At 51.8% G+C, this 25,282-nt stretch carries 20 protein-coding genes; 4 read left to right on the forward strand and 16 right to left on the reverse strand.

Annotated elements, in window-relative coordinates; all coding sequences use genetic code 11:
• Positions 1–34: 34 nt before the first annotated feature.
• Entirely contained in the window at positions 35–580 is a 546-nt protein-coding gene (locus tag ACTNDI_RS01275) for a TetR/AcrR family transcriptional regulator C-terminal domain-containing protein (RefSeq protein WP_441098954.1), read from the reverse strand.
• A gap of 316 nt (positions 581–896) precedes the next feature.
• A complete protein-coding gene (locus tag ACTNDI_RS01280) occupies positions 897–3,743 on the reverse strand; it encodes an NYN domain-containing protein (RefSeq protein WP_441098955.1) in 2,847 nt (948 codons plus the stop codon).
• 378 nt (positions 3,744–4,121) lie between these two features.
• Here ACTNDI_RS01280 and ACTNDI_RS01285 point away from each other — a divergent pair, with 378 nt between their 5' ends.
• Together ACTNDI_RS01285 and dut are read left to right on the forward strand one after the other, a co-directional pair.
• Positions 4,122–4,469 carry a DUF1292 domain-containing protein gene (locus tag ACTNDI_RS01285; protein WP_441098956.1) on the forward strand — a complete coding sequence of 116 codons (348 nt, stop codon included), beginning with the start codon at positions 4,122–4,124 and terminating at the stop codon, positions 4,467–4,469.
• Positions 4,466–4,903, forward strand: coding sequence for a dUTP diphosphatase (gene dut / locus ACTNDI_RS01290; protein ID WP_441098957.1), 438 nt, complete (start codon positions 4,466–4,468; stop codon positions 4,901–4,903). The genes ACTNDI_RS01285 and dut overlap by 4 nt, the downstream gene beginning before the upstream one ends.
• Before the next feature lie 6 nt (positions 4,904–4,909).
• On the opposite strand, the gene ACTNDI_RS01295 is transcribed toward dut, so the two are convergent.
• The 10 genes from ACTNDI_RS01295 to ACTNDI_RS01340 all read right to left on the reverse strand — a co-directional run bounded on the left by ACTNDI_RS01295 (position 4,910) and on the right by ACTNDI_RS01340 (position 18,298).
• Positions 4,910–6,100: a trimethylamine corrinoid protein 2 gene (locus ACTNDI_RS01295; protein WP_441098958.1), complete on the reverse strand. Its 1,191-nt coding sequence runs from the start codon at positions 6,098–6,100 to the stop codon at positions 4,910–4,912.
• Between the two features lie 155 nt (positions 6,101–6,255).
• Complete coding sequence (locus ACTNDI_RS01300) at positions 6,256–8,763, reverse strand: TIM-barrel domain-containing protein (RefSeq protein WP_441098959.1); 2,508 nt, start codon at positions 8,761–8,763, stop codon at positions 6,256–6,258.
• A 388-nt stretch (positions 8,764–9,151) separates the two neighbouring features.
• The gene (locus tag ACTNDI_RS01305) at positions 9,152–11,299 is read right to left on the reverse strand and encodes a polyribonucleotide nucleotidyltransferase (protein WP_441098960.1); all 2,148 of its coding nucleotides are present in this window, start codon (positions 11,297–11,299) and stop codon (positions 9,152–9,154) included.
• A 233-nt stretch (positions 11,300–11,532) separates the two neighbouring features.
• On the reverse strand, positions 11,533–11,799 hold the full coding sequence (gene rpsO, locus ACTNDI_RS01310) for a 30S ribosomal protein S15 (protein ID WP_441098961.1): 267 nt from the start codon (positions 11,797–11,799) through the stop codon (positions 11,533–11,535).
• 164 nt (positions 11,800–11,963) lie between these two features.
• Positions 11,964–12,422 (reverse strand): tRNA adenosine(34) deaminase TadA, encoded by a 459-nt coding sequence (gene tadA, locus ACTNDI_RS01315; protein WP_441099141.1) that lies wholly within the window; start codon positions 12,420–12,422, stop codon positions 11,964–11,966.
• A 353-nt stretch (positions 12,423–12,775) separates the two neighbouring features.
• Positions 12,776–13,573, reverse strand: coding sequence for an ABC transporter ATP-binding protein (locus ACTNDI_RS01320; protein WP_441098962.1), 798 nt, complete (start codon positions 13,571–13,573; stop codon positions 12,776–12,778).
• Positions 13,574–14,524, reverse strand: coding sequence for an ABC transporter permease (locus ACTNDI_RS01325; RefSeq protein ID WP_441098963.1), 951 nt, complete (start codon positions 14,522–14,524; stop codon positions 13,574–13,576). It abuts the gene before it with no gap.
• 619 nt (positions 14,525–15,143) lie between these two features.
• Complete coding sequence (locus tag ACTNDI_RS01330; protein WP_441098964.1) at positions 15,144–16,223, reverse strand: ABC transporter substrate-binding protein; 1,080 nt, start codon at positions 16,221–16,223, stop codon at positions 15,144–15,146.
• Positions 16,224–16,518: 295 nt separating this feature from the next.
• Positions 16,519–17,598, reverse strand: a complete 1,080-nt coding sequence (locus ACTNDI_RS01335; protein ID WP_441098965.1) for an HAD hydrolase family protein — start codon at positions 17,596–17,598, stop codon at positions 16,519–16,521.
• Positions 17,591–18,298: a 4'-phosphopantetheinyl transferase family protein gene (locus ACTNDI_RS01340; RefSeq protein WP_441098966.1), complete on the reverse strand. Its 708-nt coding sequence runs from the start codon at positions 18,296–18,298 to the stop codon at positions 17,591–17,593. Before ACTNDI_RS01340 ends, ACTNDI_RS01335 begins: the two co-directional genes overlap by 8 nt.
• A 367-nt stretch (positions 18,299–18,665) precedes the next feature.
• Between ACTNDI_RS01340 and ACTNDI_RS01345 the strand changes: the two genes are divergently transcribed.
• The gene (locus ACTNDI_RS01345; protein WP_441098967.1) at positions 18,666–19,292 is read left to right on the forward strand and encodes an ECF transporter S component; all 627 of its coding nucleotides are present in this window, start codon (positions 18,666–18,668) and stop codon (positions 19,290–19,292) included.
• A gap of 20 nt (positions 19,293–19,312) precedes the next feature.
• A complete protein-coding gene (locus ACTNDI_RS01350; RefSeq protein WP_441098968.1) occupies positions 19,313–20,110 on the forward strand; it encodes a type III pantothenate kinase in 798 nt (265 codons plus the stop codon).
• Positions 20,111–20,368: 258 nt separating this feature from the next.
• On the opposite strand, the gene glmS is transcribed toward ACTNDI_RS01350, so the two are convergent.
• The 4 genes from glmS to ACTNDI_RS01370 form a co-directional block, all read right to left on the reverse strand.
• Complete coding sequence (glmS, locus tag ACTNDI_RS01355) at positions 20,369–22,207, reverse strand: glutamine--fructose-6-phosphate transaminase (isomerizing) (protein WP_441098969.1); 1,839 nt, start codon at positions 22,205–22,207, stop codon at positions 20,369–20,371.
• Between the two features lie 243 nt (positions 22,208–22,450).
• Positions 22,451–23,788 (reverse strand): phosphoglucosamine mutase, encoded by a 1,338-nt coding sequence (glmM, locus tag ACTNDI_RS01360; protein WP_441098970.1) that lies wholly within the window; start codon positions 23,786–23,788, stop codon positions 22,451–22,453.
• The gene (locus ACTNDI_RS01365; protein ID WP_441098971.1) at positions 23,788–24,465 is read right to left on the reverse strand and encodes an acyltransferase; all 678 of its coding nucleotides are present in this window, start codon (positions 24,463–24,465) and stop codon (positions 23,788–23,790) included. Before ACTNDI_RS01365 ends, glmM begins: the two co-directional genes overlap by 1 nt.
• A gap of 112 nt (positions 24,466–24,577) precedes the next feature.
• The gene (locus ACTNDI_RS01370) at positions 24,578–25,186 is read right to left on the reverse strand and encodes a histidine phosphatase family protein (protein ID WP_441098972.1); all 609 of its coding nucleotides are present in this window, start codon (positions 25,184–25,186) and stop codon (positions 24,578–24,580) included.
• Positions 25,187–25,282 lie beyond the last annotated feature (96 nt).

Here is a 25,282-nt window from a genome sequence, read left to right on the forward strand (position 1 = left end):
GATGATTGTCACCGGATCCACGGGGGGAGATGTATCAGGAATTTTCTGATCTGACAATATCCTTTCCGACCTTTACGAGTACATTCTTCAGACTCTCGATAAATTCCTCGGGGCTCTGATCGGTCTTCTGGCTGAGCCAGCGGTACATGATGACCAGAAAGGCATCCGTGAAATAATGTGGATCGAGGACAGCACTGTCGGTGTCGGAGGTCATTGCTTCCGAAAACATGGAGAAGATTGGCACGGTTGCCTCATAAAAATAATCACGGAAGGAGTTCTGGCCGTGGATCTCAAGAGCCGCCTTGTAGAAGTCGCGGTCACTTGAGAACAGCTCGACAACTGCGGTCAGAAGATCCCATCCGTTGGTATAGGATCGTTTGCTGGCGGTTTTGATAAAGTCGGTGTAGAAAATCCAGTTAACCAGATCGTATTTGTCCTTGAAGTGATAATAAAAGCTCTTGCGGTTCATCCCGCAGCCCTCACAGATGTCAATGACACTGATCTTCTCAAAAAGCTTTTCCTTCATCAGCTTTTTCATGGAAGAAGCAAGTGCATTTTTCGTTATGTTAGCATCGGGCACAAAATCACTCTCCTGTCCATTCTGAAATCAGACACCAGCCTGCGTCAGATCGACGCAGGGCCTTCTGCACGCCGGGCATGCAGCAGACCGTTGCCGGCTTATGGCAGGCAGAGGTGTCTGATCTTGTAAATAAATATCAAATAGGTACAGATATTTATCCGGTAACACATTCCAAAAACTGTTCCAATTATATCACAGGACAGGATACAGGGAAAGTCAGATTCTGTATCTTGAAGGCCATTATGAAGGCTGTAATCGAAAGCTATTATAGAAGACCATTATCAATACACTAATAAAAGTCCGTTATCAAAGGTAATTATAAATGGTAGCTCGAACGGAGTTCCTTCCGGGAGGCCTCTACTTCCAGAAGCAGTTCCCGGGCAGACATTCGACGCGCGCCTTCACCGAAGATGATCACCTGTTCAAGGCCGTCGGAGGTCGCGACGGTGACATTGCCCTGCTTTCCGATTTTATGTACGGTCTTTTCAATGTAGGCGTCTGCAGTTTCCGCTTCCTTCGTGTAAACGACATAGATGTTATGGTAACGGCAGACCGCGCCTCTCCCGCCAGGCACCTTATACGCATCAAAAACCAGAATCAGCGTACCGGATCTTGTGCCGTGGAAGTTGCTCAGAATGTCGATCAGCCGGTCTCTTGCGGCATCCATGCCGGACGCCGCAAGGCTGCGGAGTTCTTCCCAGCTGAAGATGATGTTGTATCCGTCAACCAGCAGGTAATCTTCCTTTTTTGAAGCGGCTCCGGAAGTTCCGGACCGTCGATTTTTGCCGGAGGAGGTCTGTTCACCAGCAGACTTTACAGCCGCTGTTCTGCTGCTCTCCGATTTATTCTTCTCTGTTCTGTCCCGCTCCGCTTTTTCCAAAGAGCCGTCACGGCTCCATATGCCGGTTTCATTTGAATAGCTGTTCGCAACGCTGTGGATAGGGGTGTTCCAGCTGGATCCACTGTAGGTTTTTTCAAAAATCTGCTGCAGCTCATTTTCCTCGTTTTCGCGGGTGCGCTGCTCTTCTGTCCATGATTTTTCTTTTGTCCTGTGCTTTTTCTGCCATCCGGCGGAAAAAATTTTCTTCCCTCCGGTATTTTCCGTATTCTCCGTCTTCGGACTGTCAGTGCAGAGTGCCTGGTCTTCTTCGGTGAGCCATTTCATATCCGGACGCCATCCGGTGTCGATGTGCATGTAGTCGCGGACCTGATCCCACGGTACCCGGATTCCGGCTCCATGGGAGCAGAATACAGAGGAGGACGGGTGATCCGTATCTGCCTCCGGATCATAACCCTTCTCGAGAATCACCTCTTCGGAATGGCGGCAGGGCTCATACCCCCTGAGTGTCAGGCTCAGTCTTCCGTGTCCGTGGGTATAGGACATGAAATCCTGCTGATAATCCCCGATGGCCGCGGCAGGCACAGAACCTGTGATGATCGCGGTGGTGCCGTCGTTCTCGCGAAGATCCGCGGATCCCTCCATTCTCTGTATGTCTGTCATAAAGCGGCCCATGCTCCCTGACGGCAGTTCGGCGTGAAGCCGCAGGACCGGCTCGAGGAGCACATTTTTTGCCATCATCAGACCCTGACGGACAGCTCTGTGTGTCGCCTGTCGGAAGTCACCTCCGGAGGTATGCTTTTCCGATGCTCTTCCGCCGATCACGGTGATCTTAATATCTGTGATTTCCGATCCTGTCAGAACGCCCGGAAACGGCTGCTCCTCCAGATGAGACAGGATAAGGCGCTGCCAGTTGAGCGCCAGATCATCAGTGCTGCAGTCGGATTCCAGGACCAGCCCGCTTCCCGGCTCGCCGGGTTCCATCAGAAGATGCACCTCTGCATAATGCCGCAGAGGTTCGTAATGCCCTACGCCCTCGACGGAATCCGCTATGGTCTCTTTGTACATGATTGACGGCTGTGCGAAATCAATCCGCATGCCGAACCGCTGCGCACAGAGCTCCCTCAGAATTTCCATCTGGACCTTTCCCATGATACGGGCGGAAATCTCACCGGAGACATCATCCTGGTCAATGTGAAGAAGCGGCTCTTCCTCCTCAAGAACCCGAAGATTCCGGAGAGCTTCGGCTCTGTCCTGGTCCGGCGCAAGAAGGATGCGGCTCTTCCATACCGGCTGGAGAACAGATACATCCGAGTCATGCTCAAAGCCGAGACCCATTCCGATCCGGGTTTCGTCAGGTCCGGTAACCGCACAGACAAAACCCGCGTCCACCTGGGGCACCTGCACGAAGCTTTTGCCGGAGTAGATACGGATCTGGTTGACCTTCTGCTCCGTGTTCTCTCCGCTGCTCTCTGTGCTGTCCTCATTCCTGACAGAGATGACAGAACGAACCCTGAGACTGCCTCCGGTGATTTTCATCCAGGTCAGACGGTTTCCGGAATCATCGCGGGATATCTTGAAAATTCGTGCGCCGAATTCGTCCGGATAATGTTTCATCAGTGCAAGAGCGTCCATCGCCCGCATCAACGCGCTGACGCCTTCATTTCGCAGCGCAGATCCGAAGAAAACGGGAAAGAGCTTCCGGTCCCGGATCATGATGCGGAGATCGTCCTCCCGAATCTCCTCTGTCTCCAGATAGTGTTCCAGAACACGGTCATCGCAGACGGCAATATTCTCCGCCTGACTTCCCGGGATCTGAAGCACAGGACCAAACTGAACTCCGGTAAAATCCACGCATTGCGAGCCGAGATTATCCCGGATATCGCGGAGAAGGTCCGCGGTGTCCGCACCCGGCTGATCCATCTTATTTACGAAAAGAAATGTCGGAATTCTGTAATGTGCGAGAAGATTCCAGAGATTCCGGACCTGCCCGGTGACGCCATCCGCCGCGCTGATAACCAGGATGGCGTAGTCTAGAACCTGAAGAACCCGCTCTGTTTCCGGCGAAAAATCGATATGACCAGGTGTGTCCAGAAGGGTTACGGAGAGCCCGTCGGTGCCGCCGAAAGAGAGCTCCGCCTGCTTGGAAAAAATAGTGATGCCCCTGTCTTTCTCCAGCTGCCAGGTATCAAGATAGGCATCTTTATGATCGACTCTTCCCTGTTTCTGTATTTTTCCGGACAGGTACAGAAGACTTTCGGAAAGGGTTGTCTTTCCCGCGTCTACATGTGCCAGAATTCCTGCTGTGATATGTCTGCTGCTCATTGCTTATCCTTCTGTTCTGCTCATACCCTGTGGATTGCGAGAGTGCGAGGCACGGAGCAATCTGCAGCATATGCATATTGTGGTGCCACGCCTGCGGGGCATGTGCGTCTTACCGTACTGTCCACGGAGAATATCAGGCATCGGCTTAACAGTATGGCCTCCGGAGGGACAGATCTTTCTGTGAAGTATTGTAACATGCTCCGGAAACAGGTACAATCAGAAGGAATTAAATGGCTGGCTCAGGGCAGCCTGAACCAGAGGGAAACGGATGGCCGGATCAAGGCAGTCTGAACCAGAGGGAAGCGGATGGCCGGATCAGGGCAGCCTGAAACAGAAGGAAATGGATGGCTGGCTCAACAGTCTGAAATGGAGGAAAATATGGCGGAAGAAAGAGAACAGAAGAATCATGCGCCGGAAGGTGCGGCCCGCACGGAGGGCTGCTCTTTTATCGATACGGACAAGGAAAGCCTGACACTGACCTATGAGGACGGAAGGGACGTGAGATGCACAATCGTCAGGATCTTCCAGACACCAGCGCAGGAATATATCGTTCTGATTCCGGAGGACGGAAGTACGAAAGGTACGGCGTATCTGTATCATTTTGATACAGATGATGAAGGCGCACCGGTTGTGACACAGATTGAAAGTGAGGATGAATACAGAGAAGCTTCGGCGATTTTCGAAGCCATGACGAAAAATATTGACCTTACGGAGGATGAGACATGAAAATCAAAGTGAAGAAACTGACCGATACCGCCAAGATGCCGACGCGCGGAAGCGCATCGGCTGCGGGTTACGATCTTTATGCAGACGTGGAAACACCGGTGGAAATTGAGTCTCACGCAACGGTAATGGTTGGCACAGGCTTATCGATGGAGATTCCGGAAGGATATTTCGGAGCCATTTTTGCAAGAAGCGGACTTGCCGCAAAGGAATCTCTCCGACCCGCAAACTGTGTCGGTGTGGTTGACTCGGATTACCGGGGCCCCTTTATGATCGCTGTTCACAATGACGGCGAGACAGCGCGCTGTGTGACTCCGGGAGAACGGATTGCGCAGCTTGTGATCCTTCCCTTCCTTCCCGCCGAGTTTGAGGAGGTGGAACAGCTCGGCGAGACGGAACGGGGAGAAGGCGGCTTCGGAAGCACCGGAAGATCCTGATACAAATTATCCGCGGAAGGATCCTTTGATATCCGACCAGTTTTCTTCCGCGTATTTCAGAAGCTGCTCAGCCTGTGACAGAGACATCTCCGGGTAATAGAACATGATGGACGCGGAGCCGTATTTACGGACAATTCTGTCACAGTTCCGGATCCAGTCGTCAAAGCCGCCGCTGTATACCTTGATCCACAGGGATTTGCCGGAGGCAATTACCTTGTCATAGATTTTGTCCCACTCTTCGTAAGTTCCGTCCGGACCGGTGTCTCCCGGCGTCCACTGAAGGGCATTGATGCCGGGGATTTCCATAAGATGATCGAGATGGCGGATGGCGCCGGGGCCATCCAGATGATACATGGCATAATCGAGCTTCTGTGTCTGTTTTTTCAGCGAGTCCAGAACAAATTCGTCAAAGAAGTCAACCGACATCATGGCTGAGGCGTCACACTGAAGCTTTGCCATTCTTCCCGGAGCCCAGATCTGGAAGCAGGAATAGGAATTGCCTCCGTCAGGAGTTCTGACGAGATCATAAAAACGGTCAAAGAACTCGAAATATGCGTCGGTCACCTGTCCGACCCGCTCCTCAATGGAGTCCGGATCCTCAATCATATCCATCATGAGGGTCTGGGCGCCCCGGAGAGAGGAAAGCACATCAACGTTTTCCATGAGATCCGGCATATCCAGGCAAAAATCATTGCCCGCGAATTTTCTGCAGCCTTCGACCACTTCGAGATGTCTGCGAAGCCATTTATTCTCCGGGTCAAATTTCAACGGCGGAACGTCTTCCCAGTCGTCATCTTCGTCGATGCAGGGCTTGAACCAGACCGTATCCTCCTTGAATCCGATATCAGAGCCGAGATAAGCCGCGACGGAGCCTGGTCCGAAGTTGGTTTCCATGTTCGGAAATGCCTCTCCGAGGAACAGATGCTTCTCACAGAAGTCGCGGTACCGGAGTACCATGCGCTCCGGGTTCATATATTTGTCCTCCATATCTTTCCATTTGAGATTCTCAGGAAGATCATAATACAGGCCCTGGCAGAAGACCTGATCCATTCCGCCCTCATGCGGCTGACCATCGGATAGGTGTTCGATTTCCGGTTTTCTCGCGACGATGTGCATCAGCGGTCTTCCGGTATTGCTCTGGTGCCACCAGCCGTCAAATTTCTTTTTTGTTTCATCCCAGTTGTCCTTGTATTGCATTGCATTCTCCTTTACTTTGCTTTTTTATGGCTTGAAATAACAAATCTCTGAATTGGAGATCTTTTGTTTGCGGATTTATTTCAGGGCCTGTATATCAATCGATTATTCGAGGGTGTTGTTCCACGCCTGATTATTTGTGCGCTTCCTTTCGTATGTTATTCTTTCTCCGGTATGTGGCTCAGTGACCGGCAAGAAGCTGAAAGGTGTTCGGTGTGCTCTTCACCTCGGTAACGGAAGAGTTGCTCTCCGCCGCCGGCAAATACGAGGCGGATATCCCTGCCGGCGATGCCGCCCCTGAAACGGAAGGGTGACGAACCGATGGAAAAAAGATTTTCTTTTTCATCCCATGTAACGGAAATCTGCTGGAATACTCCGTTTTCATATCTATATCCGTCGCCGTCATCCTCATAGTACAGAATCCGGTGCACGGAGGAACTTTTCTTCCCCGGATGGCGAAGCGGGTACAGATGAAATTCAAAGGGAGTGTCGGGCACTTCCTCTGCATAGGTGAGACCGGACTCCATCGGCAGGATGCTTCCCGCCCGCACAAACACCGGGATGTGATCCAGAGAAACCGCGAGCGTCAGCGTCTGTCCGCCTTCATAATAGTCGTCCGTGTAGAAGTCATACCATCCGGTTCCCTCCGGCAGATAGACTGTCCAGGTTTTCGGGGTGTTGAGATGCTCCCCGCCTCTGCCGTAATACATCGGATCGGTGATCGGACAGATCAGCAGGGTTTCTCCGAACATATATTCAGAATCAAGCAAAGCTGCCCTGGTGTCATCGGAAAAATCAAAGAGCAGACTCCGAACCATGGTGCTGTTCTGCTGTACGACCGCGCCTGCCATGGAATAAATATAGGGCATCAGGCGATATCGTGTGCGGATCGTCTTCTCCAGTGCATCGTAAAAAGGATCGCCGGGCTTTCCAAAATTCCAGATTTCACGAGGCACATCGGTTCCGTGGGAGCGGAACATCGGGAGGAAGGAGCCGAATTCAAACCACCGGACATACAGTTCCCGGTAGCCCGGATCCTCGAGTCCTTTTTCGTAGTCGCCGCGCCAGAACCATTTCATCGAGGGGTCTCCGCTGCACTCACAGCCGCGTCCGGACCAGTTTTCATGTACGACGAAAAATCCACCGATGTCGAAGGTCCAGTAAGGCATGCCGCTCATCGCCATGTTGAGCGCCTCTGGGAGCTGCTTCTTCAGAACATCCCATCTGGCAGAGATGTCGCCGGACCAGAGAACCGTTCCGTATTTCTGGCTTCCTGCATATCCGGAGCGGGTAAGATTCAGAACTCTGCGGTCCGGATCCGCCTTTCTCTGGTTTTCAAAAATACCCCTGGCGTGGGCGAGAGCATAGAGATTTGCCCGGTCCGCGCCGAGGAATTTCTTGTGCTCGCCGCCGACAAGAAGAAACCGCTCCCAGGGTTCCCGCTCATATTCCCCGTTCCAGTCCGGACCGGAAAAAGGTTCTGTCGAGTCACACCACCAGGAATCAAAGCCGCCGGAGAAAAGTTCCCGGCTGCACTGCTTCCAGTACAGCTCTCTGGCCTTTTCGTCAAAAGCGTCATAGGTCGCCAGGTCATTGAGAAGGAAGCCTGCGTCGGACATCTCACAATAATCTTTTGTTCCGTAATTCATATTCGGCCAGACGGACACCATGGTGTGGACATGGAGCTCGTGAATCCTGTCGATTGCCGCCCGGATATCCGGATAGCGTGTTTTGTCCAGAATCTTGCATCCCCAGTCATCTGCCGGCCAGGTCTTCCAGTCCTGCACGACGCAGTCAAGTCCGACGCCGATGTGGCGATATTTCTCAGCAACCTCAACGAGTTCATCCTGCGTGGAATACTTTTCCCTGGACTGGATATATCCGAAGGCCCACTTCGGGAGCATTGCCGCCTTCCCCGTCAGCCGGCGGAATCCATCGATGAGTGCATCCGCAGAATCCCCGGAGATAAAGTAATAGTCCAGCTGTTCCACAGTGTCGCAGAAGAGATAGGAGCCTCGCTCATCGTCGTTAAAGGTCATGAGGCTTCCGCAGTCGGCGAGGATACCGTAGCCTCTGTCGGAGATCAGAAAAGGAACCGGGATGCGCATGTTGTGCTGGTAGAGGTACTGGGTGTGGCCTCTGTAGTTGTAGATGCCCTCTTCCCCCTGACCAAGCCCGTGGATCTGTTCTCCGGGCTGGAATCGGAACGAGAGCTTCGCCCGATACGCTCTGTGGTCCTCAACCTCCCGCAGGTTTTCAACAAAATTTCTTTCTCCGTCTACGGTTTTCACTCTGCGGATGACTGGCTTCTCTCCGCAGGTTGAGTATTTCATAACTGGAATCCCGGTAAGCTCTTTCTCTCCTTCTTCCAGCAACTGAAAACCATCTTTTCTTCGAATCCAGACAAAACAGCCGTCTGTCCGCCTGATCCGGAGTGTGAGAAGTTTTGTGGAAATTTGCAGATCCAGATCACGCACCTCCAGAGCGAGAGGACATGCGGACTCGCTGTGCCTGATCTGAAGAGGGGACGCGGAAGACTCCTCTTCTCTTCCGGTATAGACACAGCGCATAATATTATCTGTCTCGGCAGAGATGAAAAGCAGTCCCCGGTCTGTCCGGATCCGAATCTTGTTATCACTGATTTTCTGACAGTCTTGTATCTTCATTCTGGATTTTCTCTTTCTGTGTATCGTTCATAAACGTCTATGCCCCGCAGGCGGGGCTCCGCCTATTGTATAAGCTCCGGATTGCATAAAATATGATCCGATTACGGCTACATTGTATAAGAAATCGACAAAAATCACCATGCATCAGTTTGTCCGTTTTATGTACTTTTTTTCTGTGGATTGCGAAAGTGCGAAGTACCGGAGTAATCCGCAGCTTATGCAGTATCGCGGACTTGTAAGCAGTACGGAGGCTGAGAAGCAGCGAAGTGACGCAGGGCTTATAGATATAGCTGCGCCCCGCCTGCGGGCATGAACATAAAAATCCCCTGCCATACATTTTCGTGTACAGCAGGGGATTCCCCATATAAATAAATATGTATACAGCTGATTATTCGTTGATCGCCTTTGCGTCCTTCGGGCAGTCCTTGATGGAGAAGCTGAGTCTTCCCATGCGGTCCTTTCCAAGGCAGACAACCTTTACAACATCGCCGAGAGTAAGAACATCTTCTACGTGATTGATACGCTGTTTAGCAATCTTGGAAATGTGAACCATTCCCTCCTTGCCGGGAGCAAACTCCAGGAAAGCACCGAACTCCTTGATGCTGATAACCTTTCCTTTCAGAACCTGATCCTTTTCGAAATCTGTGGTGATGACCTCGATGTATTTCTCGGCCTCATCCATCTTCGCACGGTCCGTTCCGCAGATGGAGACGGATCCGTCTTCGTCGATATCGATCTTTACACCCGTGCGGGCGATGATTTCATTGATATTCTTTCCCTGTTTGCCGACTACATCACCGATCTTGTCAGGATCAATCTTGATCTGCTCGATCTTCGGCGCGTACTCGTTGACAGTCGGACGCGGTCCGGCGATTGCCTTCTCCATTACCTCGGTCAGAATATATTCTCTTGCTTCCTTGCATCTGGAAATGGCTTCCTCCACGATCTGACGGGTAAGGCCGTGGATTTTGATATCCATCTGGATTGCGGTGATGCCGTCATGTGTTCCGGCAACCTTGAAGTCCATGTCTCCGAAGAAGTCTTCAAGACCCTGAATGTCTGTGAGCACGATATAATCGTCGTCGGTATCTCCGGTAACAAGGCCGCAGGATATTCCGGCAACGGGCTTCTTAATGGGCACGCCGGCTGCCATCAGAGCCATGGAAGAAGCACAGACGGAAGCCTGTGAGGTGGAACCGTTAGACTCAAAGGTCTCGGATACGGCACGTATTGCGTATGGGAATTCCTCTTCCGAAGGCATAACCGGAAGGAGAGCTCTCTCTGCAAGAGCGCCATGACCGATTTCGCGGCGCCCCGGTCCTCTGGACGGCTTTGTCTCACCGACAGAGTAGCTCGGGAAGTTGTACTGATGCATGTAGCGTTTCTTTGTGATATAGGGATCAAGTCCCTCTACCTTCTGCGCCTCGGAAAGAGGAGCGAGAGTCACAACGTCGCAGATCTGTGTCTGTCCGCGGGTGAACATCGCGGAGCCGTGTACACGTGGGATGACATCCACCTCGGCTGCAAGCGGACGGATCTGACGGATCTGGCGTCCGTCCGGTCTCTTATGCTCCTTCAGAATCATGCGGCGGACGGTCTTCTTCTGATACTGGTAGATAGCATCGGGCAGGAGGGCAAGCCACTCTTCGTTGTCTGCGAATTTCTCTTTGAGTCTGTCTGTGATGGCGGCGATGTTGTTCTCTCTGGTCTGCTTGTCATCCGTGAACACGGCAATTTCCATCTCAGAATCCGGAACCTCCTCGCGGATCGCGGCAAAAAGCTCCTCCGGAACCGCGCAGCTCTCGTAGGTGTGTTTCGGTTTTCCGCACTCTGCCACGATATGATCAAAGAAAGCAATAACCTTTTTATTTGTCTCATCGGCAAGATAAATGGCCTCGATCATCTTCTGCTCCGGAATTTCCTGCGCGCCGGCTTCGATCATGATGACCTTCTCTCTTGTAGAGGCAACGGTCAGAGCAAGCGTTGACTCGGCCTTCTTCTCATAACCCGGGTTGATGACAAATTCGCCGTTGATCATTCCAATCTGTGTGGCGGCGCAGGGACCGTCAAAAGGAATATCGGAAATGGATGTGGCGAGAGACGCACCGAGCATGGCGACAACTTCCGGGTCACATTCCGGATCAACGGACATCACCATATTATTCAGTGTGACATCGTTTCTGTAATCCTTCGGGAAAAGAGGCCTCATCGGACGGTCGATAACACGGGATGTGAGTACGGCATGCTCGGAAGCTTTTCCCTCTCTCTTATTGAAGCCGCCCGGGAATTTGCCGACCGAGTACATTTTCTCCTCAAATTCAACGGAAAGCGGGAAAAAATCGATTCCCTCCCGCGGCTCTTTGGAAGCGGTTGCGGTGCACAGAAGTGTGGTGTCACCATAATGGATGAACGCGCATCCGTTTGCCTGCTTGCCGACTCTCCCGATATCCACGGAAAGTTTTCTTCCGGCCAGGTCCATTTCATAGGTCTTGTAGTTGTTCTCAAGTCTGGTTGAGAATGTCTTGTTTTCTTCCATCTTTACTCCTTTACTTCTCGGCGAATGCCATTGTTCCGAACCGCCGGGACCGTGCAGGCCCTGCTGCGGCGCCGGATGTTACTCTTTGAAAACGGACGGATCCTCGTGCGGAACATCTGTCCCGATTTCCGAAAAACGAGATGAGTCACGCTTCGCGGTGGCTGCGGCTCATTGCTTGTAAACACGGAAACAGGGCGGATAGGTGAGTCCTACCCGCCCTGAAAGCGATTCGATTACTTACGAAGTCCCAGCTTCTCGATCAGAGCACGATATCTCTCGATATCTGTCTTCTTGAGGTAATCAAGAAGTCCGCGTCTCTTACCTACCATCTTCAGAAGACCGCGTCTGGAATGGTGATCCTTGTGGTTTGTCTTCAGATGCTCTGTGAGCTCTTTAATTCTCTCGGTGAGGATTGCAACCTGTACCTCAGGTGAACCGGTGTCGCCCTCTGTTCTTGCATACTCTTTGATAATCTGCTGTTTGAGTTCTTTTGTAATCATTTCATTTTCCTCCAAAATATTTCTAATCGCCTGTGATTAAGATCTGGTCGGAGTTTCCGGGATCTGAATCAAGGTTAAAACTCATGCCCACTCAATATAGCATAGCGTATAGAAAAAGTAAATGATTTTCTTTATCCGGATCTTTCGGATTTTTCGGATTTTCTTTATCCGGATTTTTCGGAACGGAGCTGCTCGAAGAAGCTGCTGATGAGATGACTGCATTCTTTCTCAAGAATTCCCCGCGTAATCTTCACCTGATGGTTAAATGCGGGTACCTGCATGAGGTTCAGAACGGATCCTGCACATCCCGCCTTCGGATTCATGCAGCCGATGACGACTTCGTCGATTCTGGACTGGACGATGGCACCCGCGCACATCTGGCAGGGCTCAAGGGTGACATACAGGGTGCAGCCCTCGAGTCTCCAGTCGCCGAGAGCATGGCTGGCCTCCCGGATGGCGTTCAGCTCTGCGTGAGACAGTGTGTTCGCGTCCGTGTTGCGCCGGTTATATCCACGGGCAATGATTCTGCCTTCTTTTACAATGACGCATCCGATGGGAACTTCTCTGAGAGCGGCTGCCCTCTGCGCTTCCGCCAGGGCTGCTCTCATGTATTTTTCGTGCATGGACCGGATTACGGCATTTTTTTGTTCCGCTTCTTTTCGAGCCTTTTCTTCCCGTGATTTTTTTCGCCGCATTCTCTGTTCCCATTTGATCTGTTTGGCAGCGCGGTCTGCCGCGCGCCGGTCCTCTTTAAGTTGGGTGCGGCCGGTCTCTATATTATTTTTATTACTATTTAAGAGGAAAATATCCTCCCCGGCAGCCGGGAGGACCTTGTGTTCTGCCGTGGAGGATACTTCGATTTTGCTTTTCTTATCATTCATTATGTGGTGCCCTGCCAGCAGGATATGCTGTGCTTAACGCCTGATGCGCCCCGGCTGTCTGTTTTATCCTGCTTTTGTTCTCAGAATCTCTGTGGTCAGATACCGAGCATCATCTTGTCATTTGCGAATTCGTTGCCGGATACCTCCTCGAATTTATCGAGAAGCTGGGAAACAGTAAGATTCTTCTTCTCCTCTCCGGACACATCGTAGATGATATTCCCCTCATGCATCATGATCAGACGGTTCCCATGGGTGATTGCGTCCTTCATGTTGTGGGTGATCATCAGCGCTGTGAGATGATCGCGGTTGATGATCTTTTCTGTAGCGTTGAGCACCTTCTCGGCTGTCTTCGGGTCAAGAGCGGCTGTGTGTTCGTCGAGAAGCAGCAATTTCGGTTTCTGCAGGGTTGCCATGAGCAGGGTAAGTGCCTGCCGCTGACCGCCTGACAGGAGACCGACTTTGGCTGTGAGTCTGTCTTCGAGGCCGAGGTTCAGAATCTTGAGCTGCTCGCGGTATTCGTTTCTTTCCGCGGCGGTTACACCCCACCTGAGGCCTCTTCTGGCGCCGCGGCGTCTGGCAAGCGCAAGATTCTCGTCAATCTGCATGGTTGCGGCAGTTCCTGTCATGGGATCCTGGAAGACCCGGCCGATAAGGCTGGCGCGCCTGTAATCCGGGAATCCCGTCACATTCTGTCCGTCAATTGTGATGGATCCGGTATCTACCGGCCATACACCGGCAATGGCATTCAGAAGGGTGGATTTTCCGGCGCCGTTGCCGCCGATAACGGTCACAAAATCACCGTCATTGAGCGTGAGGCTGACACCTCGCAGAGCCTTTTTCTCATTTATGGTTCCGGGGTTAAATGTTTTGCTGATGTTTTTGACCTCTAACATTTACTTTCCCTCCGATCTCGAGTTTTTTCCGGCACGGCTGAAGGAGCTTTTTGCCTGTCCCTTCAGATACGGCACTGCAAGGAAGACGGCGACGATGATGGCGGTGAAAAGCTTCATCAGGTTCGAGTCGATCTTCAGCCACAGAACCAGAGTGTATACCAGATAGTAGATGATGCCGCCGACAATTACAAAAACCAGGCGGCCGAAGAAATTCAGCTTTTTGTGGAGGATCGCTTCTCCGAGTACTTCTCCGATGATGACAGCCGCAAGCCCAATGACGATGGATCCGCGTCCGCTGTTGACATCCGCAAAACCGGAGTACTGAGCGGCAAGACCACCGGCAACGGCTACGATTCCGTTGGAAATCGCGAGGCCGAGAACCTTCATAATATTGATGTTGATGCCCTGTGCCTTTGCCATCTGCTGGTTGCAGCCGGTTGCCCGGATGGCCGATCCGAGCTCGGTTCCAAAGAAGAGATAGAGAATGACTATGAGGGCGATGGCGAAGATGCCGCCCACCAGAATAGCATTCGGTACATTCCGCCCGGAGATGATCAGGTTGTATTTGTCAACGCTGACAGCCTGGTTGGCTTTCATCTTCATGATTACGAGGTTTATGGAGTACAAACCGTACTGCGTCAGAATTCCTGCGAGAATGGCCGGGATTCCGAATACCGTGTGAAGGAGGCCGGTGACGGAGCCTGCGATCAGACCCGCGATAAATGCTATTACAAGTGCCGCCCACGGATTCCAGCCCGCGAGGATCAGCATTACTGTTACAGCTGCACCGGTTGAAAAGGTTCCGTCGACGGAAAGGTCTGCAATGTCGAGCAGACGGAAAGTAATATAGACGCCGAGAGCCATGATGCCCCAGATAAGGCCCTGTGCAATGCCTGAGGGGAATCTGCCCAGCAGATCCATCGGGTTCAGCGATGCGAAATATGCCTCCATAGATAATTGTTCCTCCTGGTTTTCTTTTTCTCTGTTGTTGCTTTTCTGGCGAAGGTGTGTCCGGAGATCTGTCGGATGGCCGGATTATGTGTGCTGCGCTTCGCGGCAGGCGGCCTGTCTGCGTTTCCGAAGAGCTTATAGATACATCGTGACACATACTGTATAAGCTACGGATTGCTCCGTGCTGCGCACTCTCGCAATCCTACAGGTATTCGAAATCGCATACAGTCTCTTACACACGCTTCGCGGCAGGCGGCCTGTCTGCGTTTTCGAAGAGCTTATAGATACATCGTGACACATACTGTATAAGCTACGGATTGCTCCGTGCTTCGCACTCTCGCAATCCTACAGGTATTCGCACTTCCGTGCCGCTTGCGCGTCACTTCGTGCTCATACCTGTTGCCTTCGAAATCGCATACAGTCTCTTACGCGCGCTTCGCGTGCGACGATCCTGTCTGCGTTTTCGAAGAGCTTATACAGTAAAAGCCCCACCATGTGCTCTTCACACCCTGGTGGGGAAACATTGATTGATCTGTTTCACGAACACGTTGAATAGTATATCACACATTGACAGCTGGTGTCATAAATGTTTGATTTTCGCGCGTGAAATCATTGAATTTTATTCGCTGTCGGAGCTGTCGGCTTCATATGCGGTGTATCCGTCCGGTACGGTGATGCCGAGCTTTTCGCAGATGTCCGGGTTATACTCTTTCACAGGGTTGTCATAGTACTGAATCGGCATCTCGGAGATGTCTGCCTCTCCCTTCAGGATCTGTGCCGCCATCTTGCCGGTCGTCTGACCAAGGCCGTAGTAATCGATGGAAAGGGTGGCAACGCCGCATCCGGCCATGATACCCTCTTCACCTGCAATGATCGGAACCTTTGCCGGAAGGGCTACATTGTTGATGGCCTCGGTGCAGGAAGCCGCTGTGTTGTCGGTCGGGATGTAGAGAACATCACTGTTGTTGCATGCCTCTCCGGTGACGGAGGCTACATCGTTGGAATCTGAGAAGGTGTATACATTTACGGTGAGTCCTGCGTCTTCCAGATATCCTTTCACCTGATCCGCCTGGTATTTGGAGTTCGGCTCAGCAGAGCAGTACAGGATGCCGACATTTTTTGCATCAGGGAAAAGCTCGGTAACCATGTCCGCCTGCTGATCAAGCGGAGGAAGGTCGGATGTGCCGGAGATGTTGCCGCCGACCGTTCCGTTAAAGTCGTCGATGTCAAGTGCAACGCCATAGTCTGTAATGGAAGTTCCAAGGATCGGGATTGTGCTTGTCGCAGCAGCTGCGGACTGAAGAGCTGCGGTAGCGTTTGCCAGAATCAGATCTACGTTTTCAGATACGAGATTCGTGCAGATCTGTGTTGCTGTTGCGGCGTCGCCTGCAGCATTCTGTTCATCGAAAGTTACGTTGTCTTCTCCAAGCTCGGATTTAAGCTCGTCCTCGAATCCCTTGGTCGCGGCGTCAAGAGCCGGATGCTGTACGAGCTGGCAGATACCGATCGTATATTTGCCGGATGTTTTTGCGGCCGATGCGGAAGCGGCGGTTACCGACGCCGAAGCGGACGCGGAAGAAGCGGAAGAATCCGCAGATGATGCCGTGGAAGAGGCTGCAGAGCTGCTTCCGCAGCCGGCGAGAAGTGCTCCTGCCATGACGGCCGAAAGGCAGACGGATGTGATTTTCTTTAATTTCATTTCTTGTCCTCCCTGAATTTTACTGTTTTGATGCTGGATTTTGCTGGATCATACAAAACGCTTTAACGCTTAAAAGCGTTACACGTTGCTGTATTAAAGTATTTAAGAGATAATTTACCACACACCGGGGTGGCCGTCAATGTGAAGCTTATAAAAAATAATTGTTAATTTTCACAAAAAATTAACGCTCAAATCACAATCGGCCATTATTCCTCGTCCGGATCGGATTTCCCGACGAGGAATATTAAGATTTTGTCATAGGATCTCGGGTTAGTCATGTAATTCGGATGTGATGTCAGATCGCGAACCGGGATTGGAGAACTTCTGCTACTGCGTCGCTGTCATAGCGGCCGGCTACGTAGTCGGCCGATTTTCTGCATCGCTCGGTGCCGTTTTCCATGGCAATTCCGGTACCTGCGGAGGTCAGAAGGTCGATATCGTTGTCTGCATCTCCGAAGGCGACGATATCTTCCTTTCGTATTTTTAACTGAGAAGACAGGAATCGAAGCGCTGCTCCCTTACCCACCTCAGGGGAGGAATTTTCAATGCGGTTTGATACGGAGGAGGTGGTATAGATATTCCTGAGCGTGCTGTGGATTTTATTGCGCAGCTGCTCGCAGAGCGCATCGTCACCGACGACAAGATCAAGTCCGTCAAGCTCCTTTCTGTGCTGAAAGATAAAGCCGCGGATATCATCCTTCATGACACGGGTTGTCCGCACATAATCGACATATGCTGAGGACGCTCCGAAGTTTCCGGGTTCATTGACGTAGGCGGTACAGGCATAGGCAACGCCGTTAATAAAGACCTCATAAGAAAGTGGAAAAAGGTCTGAAGGATATGCCGCGGTGAGCTCAAGCAGGTCGAGTACAGCCTTCTCTGACAGGGGACGGTGGTAAATACGCTTCGAAGACAACAGTCGGCCGCGGAAACTGTCAGAATAGTTCTGAGGATTGCGGGCCAGAATACTTTGAAAGTCTGAATACGATTTTTTGTAAAGATTGTTCCGTTTATCTGGCTGGAAGCCGGGGAGTATCCGGGCGGGAGCTGAGGAAACATCAGAAGAGGCATCTGTAGCGGATGAAGTATCTGCGCCAAATGAAGTATCTGCACCGGATGAGGCATCTGCGCCAGAAGAGGTATCTGCATCAGAAGGAATCCGGTAGATTGCTGCTCCGTTCGAGGTGATGGCATAACGGATTCCGGGGATGCGGAACACGGACTCCGGAAGTGAGGTCAGTACTCTCCCGCTTGCGACGACGACCTCGATGCCCGATGCTGTAGCCCGGGTCAGGGCCATACGATTGCGTGCGCTGACGGTCCGGGAATCCAGAAGCAGTGTGCCGTCGAGATCAGAAGCGATCATTTTAATCATAAAGAAGGAATCCTTTCTGTTTGAGATCATAATAATAAAGCCGGCAGTCGGCGGGCGGCACTGATCCCGGAATCCTGCAGGAACAGCCGATACAGACGCAGAGGGTGCGGGAACTGTCAGTGCGGGGATAGAGAAACGCACAGTCAAGCTCCGGATTCAGGTAGAAAAATGGGTGATCGGGATCACGGCTGGCATATGTTGTTCCGGTATTTACCGCGAAGGAGGAAAAGTTGCCATCAATTCCGGTGCCTGTATATTTGACGTAAGCTTCTTTTGCGGTCCATACCTGAAAAAATCGACGGATGGTTTCTTCGTCTGTCTGTGCGGAGAGAATGAAGGAACTTTCTGAAGCGTGAAAATACCGGGACGCGAGTCTTCGGCAGCGTTCGGTGTCATCCGTCGGGCAGGATTGTCTTCGTATACGGTTTTCCTGGAGATCAATGCCGATTCGCTGATCCGAGACAGCAACAATCCAGCAGGAACCACTGTCCGTTATAGATATTTCCGGAACAGACGGGTCCTCTTCCGATGTTTTTCCGTTTTGAACCAGATATGGGCGGCCCCTGTTCGTCCTGCAAATCTTAAGAGATGCGGTCAGGCTGCCCTGAGAGTCGTGCGTAAAAGAACGGACAGCAGCCCGGATACGGTCTTCTCTCTGGATGGGGCAATTATTGTCGAATATATACAGACGAATGGTCATAGAATGTCTCCTGTATGCGGGTCAAGAACATTGCGGCTGGACTTATACAGCACACCTCATACGATAAGTCGTGCCACATACTGTATAAGTCCCCGCGTCACTTCGCTGCTTCGCAGCTTCCGTGCCGCTAACAGGTATTCGCACTTCCGTGCCGCTTACGCGTCACTTCGTGCTCATACCTGTTGTCGTCGCTAATGTTCTTGCCCACTGGTGAGCAAGCTCCCCGTGGGCCACGAACATTGCGACTGGACTTATACAGTACATTGTAGCATTTTTTTTGACAAAAGGTTAACATGCGGGGAAAAGTATGTTACAGTAATTCTGCGCTATATTTGGATTGACCAAAACAGCAGCAAGGAGGAAAAAAATGAATACAGCAACAGTAACAAAGGATTCTGTAAACAAACCAAGGAGCAGGGTTCAGCGTATGACCATGCTTGCGATCCTGGCGGCGATTGTAATCATCCTGCAGGCGGCAGTAAGCATACCGCTCGGACCATTCACCATTACATTGACGCTTGTTCCGATTATTATCGGAGCGATTCTTGATGGCCCGGCAGGCGGAGCGTTTCTGGGAGCGGTATTCGGGGCCGTGGTATCGATTCAGGTCATCACCGGAGCGGCAGGCGCTTTTTCGACAATGATGCTTGAGTACCAGCCGGTGGCTACGATTCTCGTCTGCATCCTGAAGGGAACCTTTGCCGGTCTGGTGAGCGGACTGTTTTTCCGTCTGTTCTCCAGAATCAATTTCTACACAGGAGTTGTCCTGGCGGCGATTATCGCGCCAATCATAAATACGGGAATTTTCAGTGTCACCGCTCTTACGATTTTCCGCGGACTCATTGCAGGTGCGCTCGGAACAGACCAGAATCTGCTCGGCGTTTTTCTGACAACCTTTATCGGATTAAACTTCGTGGTTGAGTTCATAATCAATGTCGCACTCACCCCGATAATCATCCGCATTCTCCGGATTGTGAAGAAAGACAGAAGCTGAGCGTAAACGGGGGAATACAAATGATTCTCGCAATCGACATCGGAAATACACATATGGTTCTCGGCTGTATCCGTGAGTCGGATAATAAAGTGATTCGTCACATTCAGATGAGTACCAACAAAATCGAGACCTATCATGAATATGCTGCAGAAATCAGCAGAATACTTGCTCTGGAGAAGATAGACCCGAAGGAATTCCGGGGATGTCTGATTTCATCGGTTGTACCGTCTGTCACCCATGTGGTGGCTGAGGCAGTAAGACTTCTGACCGGTGAGAATGCACGAATCCTCGGAGAAGGCGTTGAGGTCGGCCTGGAACTCGACATGAACGGAATTCCCGCGTCGGCAATCGCGGGGGATCTTCTGGCAACTGCTGTCGCTGCAAAGGCGGAATATCCGATGCCGGCGTTGATCATCGATATGGGAACGGCAACCACGATGACCGCTCTTTCATCCGCGGGTGTTTATCTGGGAGGCTGCATACTTCCGGGGCCGGGAACTGCCCTGAAGGGCCTGATCGCGGATACTTCTCTTCTGCCCGCCGTTGATTTTATAGCGCCAGACCGGGCAATTGCAAAAGATACTGTGAACGCGATCCGCAGCGGTATCGTCTACGGCTCTGCCGGACAGATAGACGGCCTTCTGGACCGGTTCACAAATGAGCTTTCTGAAATTGAGGGAAGAGAGGTTTCGCCTACGTGTCTGGCTACCGGCGGTATGGGACGGCTGATCGCGCCGTTCTGCCGTCATTCGATCATTGTAGACAATGAACTGCTTCTGAAGGGACTGGGTATTATCTGGAAACTGAATCAGAAGTAAACGAAAAATCCCGATGAACTGAATCAGAACGAAAAATTCCGATGAAGGGTTAGAATATCGGGGAAAAAATAGAGCCGGGAAAAGCGGCACCGTGGAGGTGCCGCCTTTCCCGGCTTTGTAATCCTTATCAGGATGTAATCGTCTGCGCTAACAGCCTGTAATAATCTGCACGATCAAGATGTAATCGTCTGCGCACTGTCATCTGGCGATGGCAGCGTTTGCAGGCGTTTTTTACATCCACTTGAAGTTATTCTGCGGTTATTCTACGGTTACGGATTTCGCGAGATTTCTCGGCTTGTCAACATCGAGGCCCTTTGCGACACTGATGTAATAGCCCAGAAGCTGAAGCGGAATCACGGCAAGGCTTGCTTCGAAAGCCGGTTCCGTCTTCGGAACGTATACGACAAAGTTCGCGACGTCCTCGATGCTGTAATTCCCGTTGGTGGTAAGCCCCATGAGATAAGCGCCTCTGCTCTTGACCTCGACCATATTGCTGCGGGTCTTCTCATAGAGATCCTGCTGTGTGCAGACACCGACCACCAGAGTCCCGTCTTCGATCAGGCTGATTGTTCCGTGTTTCAGTTCGCCTGCAGCATATGCCTCGGAGTGAATATAGCTGATCTCCTTCATCTTAAGGCTGCCTTCCATGCAGATCGCGTAGTCAATGCCACGGCCGATGAAGAAGACATCGTGGGCGCTGGCATATTTTGCCGCAAACCACTGGATACGCTCCTTATCCTCAAGCTCCTTTTCGATGTGATCCGGGAGCGCCAGAAGGGCGTCGATATACTGTGCTTCCCGTTCCTCGGAGATAGAGCCCTGTGCGGTACCGATTGCAATGCCGAGGAGGTAGCTGGCAATAAGCTGACAGCTGTATGCCTTGGTGGTGGCAACTGCGATTTCCGGTCCGGCGTAGGTGTACATCACGTGATCGGCTTCACGCGCGATCGACGATCCGACGACATTGACAATGGCGAGAACCGGAATATTCCGGTCTTTCGCCAGGCGAAGTGCAGCCAGTGAATCGGCGGTTTCTCCCGACTGAGAGATGATAATAACGAGAGAGTGTTCCTTCTGAAGTTTGGGGTTCCGGTAACGGAATTCCGAGGCGAAGTCAACCTCTACGCATATGTCAGTCATCTTTTCAAGCGCGTATTTCGCGACCATTCCGACATGGTAGGCAGAACCGCAGGCCACAATGTATACGCGGGTGAGATCCGCAAGCTGTCCTTCGGTCAGATTAAGTGCCTCGAGGTTTACATGGCCGTCCCTGAGATAGGCATTGACCGTGTCTCTGACCGCCTTCGGCTGTTCATGAATTTCCTTAATCATGAAATGCTCGTAGCCGCCCTTTTCCGCTGCTTCCGCATCCCATTCAATGGTCTTGAGTTCCTTCTGGATCTCGTCGCCGTCCAGATTATAGAAGGTGATTCCGTCTCTGGTAAGCCGTCCGACCTCCATGTTCCCGATGTAATACACATTCTTGGTATATTTGAGAATGGCGGGAACGTCGGAACCGAGGAAGGAGCCGTCCTTGTTGGTGCCGAGCACCATGGGACTGTCCTTCCGGGTTACATAGATTTCACCCGGATAGTCCTTGAACATGATGGCAAGAGCATACGAACCACGGATACGAACCTGCGCGTGGTTGATGGCGTCAATCGGGGTGCCTTCGTACTTCTTGTAATAGTAGTCGATCAGCTTGATCGCAACCTCCGTATCGGTTTCGGAGTAGAAGGTGTAGTTATGGCGCAGAAGCTTTGCCTTGAGCTCCTGGAAATTCTCGATGATTCCGTTGTGAACGCCGACGACATTCATATCATCGCTGCAGTGAGGGTGGGCGTTAATCTCCGAGGGTTCGCCGTGGGTTGCCCACCTGGTGTGCCCGATTCCGCAAAAGCCCGGAACAGCAGCGCCGTTGTCGGTCTTGTCCTTCAGTTCGGAAAGACGGCCCTTAGCCTTGACGATGATCGTCTTGTCTCCATTTCGTACGGCGATTCCGGCGGAATCATATCCGCGATATTCCAGCCGTGTCAGACCCTCAAGAAGGATCGGAGCCGCCTGGCGGTCGCCGGTATATCCTACTATTCCACACATGATAAATATCTCCTGTCTTTCTTCATATGAATCTGCATAAGGCGGAAGGGAACAGACCCTTCCGCCTGCATATAGTCTAACATACATCAGTGCCCGGAGAAAATCAACCCGGGCGGCACGGACCGCCATATCTGAAGCGCCTGCCGGTTTGTGAATGCAGCAGAGCTGTGAAATGTCTGCCGGTTCGTGAATACAGCGGAGCTGTGAAATTAATGTCATGAACCGAGACAGCCGGCAGAATTCTCAGGCCCCGTATTTTCTGCGGATGATGCAGGCTATTCTCTCACATTCATCTTCGCAGATCCGGTCGGTTTCTGCCTCCGCCATAATCCGGAGCAGTGGCTCCGTGCCGGACGGTCTCACCAGGATTCGTCCGTTGCCGTTAAGGCTCCTGTTCGCCTGATCGATGGCATCCTGAACCTCCGGATCGCCCATGACCTGATTCTTATCGGTAACCTTTACATTTACCAGAAGCTGCGGGTAGATCTTCAGGCCCTCACAGAGCTCATTGATTGTGCGGCCGGTCTCCTTCATGATCTTCAGAAGCGCGAGGGCGGTGACAAGTCCGTCGCCCGTTGTCTCGTATTCACTGAAGATGATATGACCGCTCTGTTCGCCTCCGACGATGTATCCGTTTTTCAGCATGCAGTCATAGACATACTTATCGCCGACGTCGGTTTTTTCCACATGGATGCCCTCACGCTCCATCGCTTTCCAGAGACCGAGGTTTGCCATGACAGTGGTGACAACGGTATTCCCCTTCAGCATTCCCTTGTCGCGATAATATTTGCCGCAGATATAAAGCACAAAGTCTCCGTCTACAAGTGCGCCGTCAGGCCGTACCGGGATCTGCCGGTCCGCGTCTCCATCAAAGGTGAGGCCGAGATCAAAGCTTCCTGTCTTCATGAATTCGCGGAAAGCATCCGGGTGGGTGCTGCCGCAGTTGTTGTTGATGTTAATACCGTTGGGCTTGTTGTTCATGACCGTGCAGGATGCGCCCAGACGGGTCAGAACCTTTTCTGCCGTATATGTGCTGGATCCGTTTGCGCAGTCCATGGCAACACGCATTCCGGTGAGGTCTGTCGGGAATGTACGGCAGATAAAATCGATATAATGATCAATGCCCTGCGGGTAGGGAATTACACGGCCGATTTTTTCATCCGTCACAAAATGGATGGTCTCCTTGCCGTCGATATAATCCTCGATCAGAGCTTCCACCTCGCCCTGGAGCTTTATGCCGTCCTTTGAAAAAATTTTGATTCCGTTGTCATAGAACGGATTATGGGAGGCGCTGATCATGGCGCCTACGGCAAAATCTTCATGAACCGTGAGGTAGCAGATCATCGGGGTCGGGCAGTATCCTGCCAGATACGCGTCGCATCCCTCGGAAGCAATGCCGGCAGCAAGCGCGTTCTCCAGCATATCAGAGGAAAGACGGGTGTCCTTTCCAATGATGATTTTGCTTCTGCCGTTTCTGCTGTAATAATAGCCGAGATATCTTCCAACCTCAAAAGCGCGGGAAGCCGTGAGCCCCTCATTTGCCTTGCCGCGGATGCCGTCTGTACCGAAATATCTTCCCATTATCTCTTCTCCTCCGGGATAATTTTTCTGATTACTGTTCCGTTGTCCTTCCAGATGGAATTCTCAGGAAGAACTCCTCTGACACAGGAGGTCGGATAAATATTGCAGTTTCTTCCGATGACCGTGCCTGGATTGAGGACGCTGTTGCAGCCGACTTCCACATGATCTCCGAGCATGGCTCCGAATTTCTTGAGACCGGTCTCGATATTTTCATCCTGTCCGTGGACAACCACCGGGAGCTTGTCGGATTTGACGTTGCTGGTGATGGATCCTGCGCCCATATGGGAGAAATATCCGAGAATCGAGTCCCCGACGTAGTTGTAGTGCGGCGTCTGAACATGGTCGAAGAGAATGACATTTTTCAATTCAACCGAATTTCCGACTACGCAGTCAGCGCCGACAAGGGCGGAGCCACGGATAAAGGCACAGTGCCTGACCTCTGTGTTCGGTCCGATGATACACGGTGCGCCGAGGTAGGCAGACGGGAAAATCCGTGCTGTCCGATGAACCCAGACGTGCTCGGAAACCTCTGTATATTCATTTTTGTCGAGATCCCTGCCAAGGGAGAGGATCAGGTCCTTAATTCCTGCAAGAGCCTCCCAGGGATAGGTGAAACGGCTGAGATAGTCCTTTGCAAGAGTGTGATCCAGATCATACAAATCTCTGATAGTGTACATATGATGCTCCTCTATATGTTGGAATAATATATAGTTTATTACTATATCACAAAATGTAAGGAAGCGCTACTGCCCTGATCTCGCTGTGATGCCGCGCACCGGTCAGTTTTCTTTAGTCTTCTTTCCTGTCGCAGCCTGTCAAGGTTAAGACGCCATTTTCGCATGTGATTTCGAACCACGCACAGTTTCCGACAGGATTCTCCCAGAAGGTCTTCAGGGGATCTGCGTGAATGTGAACGAGAGCGGCACGTATCACGCCTCCGTGAGTGGATACCAGAATGCTTTCTGCCGGTTTTTCTCTTTTCAAATCCTCGAGAAAACTGCTCACCCGCTGGATCAGACGGATTCCGCTTTCCATGCCCGGACCGGGAATATAGTTGCCGAAGTCATACAGCATGGTGTGCAGGGTTTTGGGGTTCATCTTCTCCCACTTCTGTCCCTCAAACGGCCCGAAGCTGATCTCCTTCAGCCGGTCATCCATGGTCAGCCGCTCGGCCGGAAGACCTGTCGCAAGCATGGCGGTCTCCACCGCGCGCTCCTGCGGGCTTGTGTATACGAGATCAAAATGCAGTCCCATTGTCCGGAATTCTTCCCGAACTTCCCGTGCCTGCCTCCGGCCTTTTTCGGTAAGAGCGGCATCCGGGGAGTTAATCTGACCCTGGAACCGGCCGCCGAGCGCGTTAATCCTGGTTTCGCCATGCCTCAGAAGATAGATTTTCATAATAGATCCTTTCGCTCGCGGATGGATATCGGAATAATGACCGGAATGATCTGGAGATTCCATCGGTAACTGCCGGAATCATCTGGAAAACTCGGC

Origin of the sequence: Bilifractor sp. HCP3S3_D3 (assembly GCF_052063915.1) — a bacterium.
Lineage (GTDB): Bacteria > Bacillota > Clostridia > Lachnospirales > Lachnospiraceae > Bilifractor.

Excerpts from the sequence above, each read along its gene's own strand:
- ACTNDI_RS01280 (WP_441098955.1), bottom strand. The coding sequence starts at position 3,743 with ATGAGCAGCAGACATATCACAGCAGGAATTCTGGCACATGTAGACGCG.
- ACTNDI_RS01285 (WP_441098956.1), top strand. The coding sequence starts at position 4,122 with ATGGCGGAAGAAAGAGAACAGAAGAATCATGCGCCGGAAGGTGCGGCC.
- dut (WP_441098957.1), top strand. The coding sequence starts at position 4,466 with ATGAAAATCAAAGTGAAGAAACTGACCGATACCGCCAAGATGCCGACG.
- ACTNDI_RS01295 (WP_441098958.1), bottom strand. The coding sequence starts at position 6,100 with ATGCAATACAAGGACAACTGGGATGAAACAAAAAAGAAATTTGACGGC.
- ACTNDI_RS01300 (WP_441098959.1), bottom strand. The coding sequence starts at position 8,763 with ATGAAGATACAAGACTGTCAGAAAATCAGTGATAACAAGATTCGGATC.
- ACTNDI_RS01305 (WP_441098960.1), bottom strand. The coding sequence starts at position 11,299 with ATGGAAGAAAACAAGACATTCTCAACCAGACTTGAGAACAACTACAAG.
- rpsO (WP_441098961.1), bottom strand. The coding sequence starts at position 11,799 with ATGATTACAAAAGAACTCAAACAGCAGATTATCAAAGAGTATGCAAGA.
- tadA (WP_441099141.1), bottom strand. The coding sequence starts at position 12,422 with ATGCACGAAAAATACATGAGAGCAGCCCTGGCGGAAGCGCAGAGGGCA.
- ACTNDI_RS01320 (WP_441098962.1), bottom strand. The coding sequence starts at position 13,573 with ATGTTAGAGGTCAAAAACATCAGCAAAACATTTAACCCCGGAACCATA.
- ACTNDI_RS01325 (WP_441098963.1), bottom strand. The coding sequence starts at position 14,524 with ATGGAGGCATATTTCGCATCGCTGAACCCGATGGATCTGCTGGGCAGA.
- ACTNDI_RS01330 (WP_441098964.1), bottom strand. The coding sequence starts at position 16,223 with ATGAAATTAAAGAAAATCACATCCGTCTGCCTTTCGGCCGTCATGGCA.
- ACTNDI_RS01335 (WP_441098965.1), bottom strand. The coding sequence starts at position 17,598 with ATGATTAAAATGATCGCTTCTGATCTCGACGGCACACTGCTTCTGGAT.
- ACTNDI_RS01340 (WP_441098966.1), bottom strand. The coding sequence starts at position 18,298 with ATGACCATTCGTCTGTATATATTCGACAATAATTGCCCCATCCAGAGA.
- ACTNDI_RS01345 (WP_441098967.1), top strand. The coding sequence starts at position 18,666 with ATGAATACAGCAACAGTAACAAAGGATTCTGTAAACAAACCAAGGAGC.
- ACTNDI_RS01350 (WP_441098968.1), top strand. The coding sequence starts at position 19,313 with ATGATTCTCGCAATCGACATCGGAAATACACATATGGTTCTCGGCTGT.
- glmS (WP_441098969.1), bottom strand. The coding sequence starts at position 22,207 with ATGTGTGGAATAGTAGGATATACCGGCGACCGCCAGGCGGCTCCGATC.
- glmM (WP_441098970.1), bottom strand. The coding sequence starts at position 23,788 with ATGGGAAGATATTTCGGTACAGACGGCATCCGCGGCAAGGCAAATGAG.
- ACTNDI_RS01365 (WP_441098971.1), bottom strand. The coding sequence starts at position 24,465 with ATGTACACTATCAGAGATTTGTATGATCTGGATCACACTCTTGCAAAG.
- ACTNDI_RS01370 (WP_441098972.1), bottom strand. The coding sequence starts at position 25,186 with ATGAAAATCTATCTTCTGAGGCATGGCGAAACCAGGATTAACGCGCTC.